Source organism: Paenibacillus nanensis, from assembly GCF_003583765.1.
In the GTDB taxonomy this organism is placed as follows: Bacteria; Bacillota; Bacilli; order Paenibacillales; family Paenibacillaceae; genus Pristimantibacillus; species Pristimantibacillus nanensis.
Genome location: NZ_QXQA01000035.1, coordinates 1 through 2193, shown reverse-complemented (window position 1 = coordinate 2193; position 2193 = coordinate 1). Strand labels below are relative to the sequence as shown.

Annotated in this window: 1 tRNA gene and 2 rRNA genes; all 3 read right to left on the bottom strand. The window is 53.3% G+C overall.

Features of this window, described 5'->3' with window-relative positions:
• A 23S ribosomal RNA gene (locus tag D3P08_RS26970) occupies window positions 1–1217 on the bottom strand; the annotation flags it as partial.
• A gap of 112 nt (window positions 1218–1329) precedes the next feature.
• A tRNA-Ala gene (locus D3P08_RS26965) sits at window positions 1330–1405 on the bottom strand.
• A 124-nt stretch (window positions 1406–1529) separates the two neighbouring features.
• Window positions 1530–2193, bottom strand: a 16S ribosomal RNA gene (locus D3P08_RS26960); the annotation flags it as partial.

Below are 2193 nucleotides of genomic sequence, written 5' to 3'. Positions count from 1 at the left end.
CATGCCATAGCTTCGGTGGTGTGTTTAGCCCCGTTACATTTTCGGCGCAGAGTCACTCGACCAGTGAGCTATTACGCACTCTTTAAATGGTGGCTGCTTCTAAGCCAACATCCTGGTTGTCTTTGCAACTCCACATCCTTTCCCACTTAACACACACTTGGGGACCTTAGCTGATGATCTGGGCTGTTTCCCTCTTGACAATGGATCTTAGCACTCACTGTCTGACTCCCGGTAAGCATGTCGATGGCATTCGGAGTTTGACTAGACTTGGTAACCCTTGGCGGGCCCCGCACCCAATCAGTGCTCTACCTCCACGACACTCATATCCGAGGCTAGCCCTAAAGCTATTTCGGGGAGAACCAGCTATCTCCGAGTTCGATTGGAATTTCTCCGCTACCCCCACCTCATCCCCGAACTTTTCAACGTTCGTGGGTTCGGGCCTCCAGTGCGTGTTACCGCACCTTCACCCTGGACAGGGGTAGATCACACGGTTTCGGGTCTACGACCACGTACTCATTCGCCCTATTCAGACTCGCTTTCGCTGCGGCTACGGCTTTCCACCTTAACCTTGCACGTAATCGTAACTCGCCGGTTCATTCTACAAAAGGCACGCCATCACCCATTAATCGGGCTCTGACTTCTTGTAAGCGCACGGTTTCAGGTTCTTTTTCACTCCGCTCCCGCGGTGCTTTTCACCTTTCCCTCACGGTACTGCTTCACTATCGGTCACCAGGGAGTATTTAGCCTTGGCAGATGGTCCTGCCGGATTCCGACGGGGTTTCACGTGTCCCGCCGTACTCAGGATCCGTCTCGGAGGGTGCTGGCTTTTGGTTACAGGGCTTTTACCTCTTCTAGCGGGCCTTTCCAGACCTCTTCGCCTAGCGGGCACCTTTGTAACTCCATGTGAGACGTCCTACAACCCCAAGGAGCAAGCTCCTTGGTTTGGGCTAATCCGCGTTCGCTCGCCGCTACTGACGGAATCACTTTTGTTTTCTCTTCCTCGGGGTACTTAGATGTTTCAGTTCCCCCGGTATGCCTCTATCTGACCTATGTATTCAGTCAGAAGTAACTGGGCATTACCCCAGCTGGGTTTCCCCATTCGGAAATCCCCGGATCAAAGCCTGCTTACGGCTCCCCGAGGCGGTATCGTTGTTCGCCACGTCCTTCTTCGGCTCCTGGTGCCTAGGCATCCTCCGTGCGCTCTTACTAGCTTAACCTAGTATGTTAACCAACCAAGGTTGGCAACAGTTTTAATACAGCTAAAGGATGTTTCAGCTCAAGATTTTCATCTTGATTTTACTTTCGTTATCCAGTTTTCAAGGTGCAAGTTGGTGGAGCCAAGCGGGATCGAACCGCTGACCTCCTGCTTGCAAGGCAGGCGCTCTCCCAGCTGAGCTATGGCCCCAAGCAAATTCCATCAAAGCTGAACAAATGGGGTTCACGTCCGGCGCTTTCGCGCAGTTAATCCGCACAGTTTGGAAGCTTATGCTTCCTGATCCGATCTTCATCGAGACCGGGTATATCCTTAGAAAGGAGGTGATCCAGCCGCACCTTCCGATACGGCTACCTTGTTACGACTTCACCCCAATCATCTACCCCACCTTCGGCGGCTGGCTCCCTTGCGGGTTACCCCACCGACTTCGGGTGTTGTAAACTCTCGTGGTGTGACGGGCGGTGTGTACAAGACCCGGGAACGTATTCACCGCGGCATGCTGATCCGCGATTACTAGCAATTCCGACTTCATGCAGGCGAGTTGCAGCCTGCAATCCGAACTGAGACCAGCTTTGATAGGATTGGCTCCAGATCGCTCCTTCGCTTCCCGTTGTACTGGCCATTGTAGTACGTGTGTAGCCCAGGTCATAAGGGGCATGATGATTTGACGTCATCCCCACCTTCCTCCGGTTTGTCACCGGCAGTCTCTTTAGAGTGCCCACCCAAAGTGCTGGCAACTAAAAATAGGGGTTGCGCTCGTTGCGGGACTTAACCCAACATCTCACGACACGAGCTGACGACAACCATGCACCACCTGTCTCCTCTGTCCCGAAGGAAAGCCCTATCTCTAGGACGGTCAGAGGGATGTCAAGACCTGGTAAGGTTCTTCGCGTTGCTTCGAATTAAACCACATACTCCACTGCTTGTGCGGGTCCCCGTCAATTCCTTTGAGTTTCAGTCTTGCGACCGTACTCCCCAGG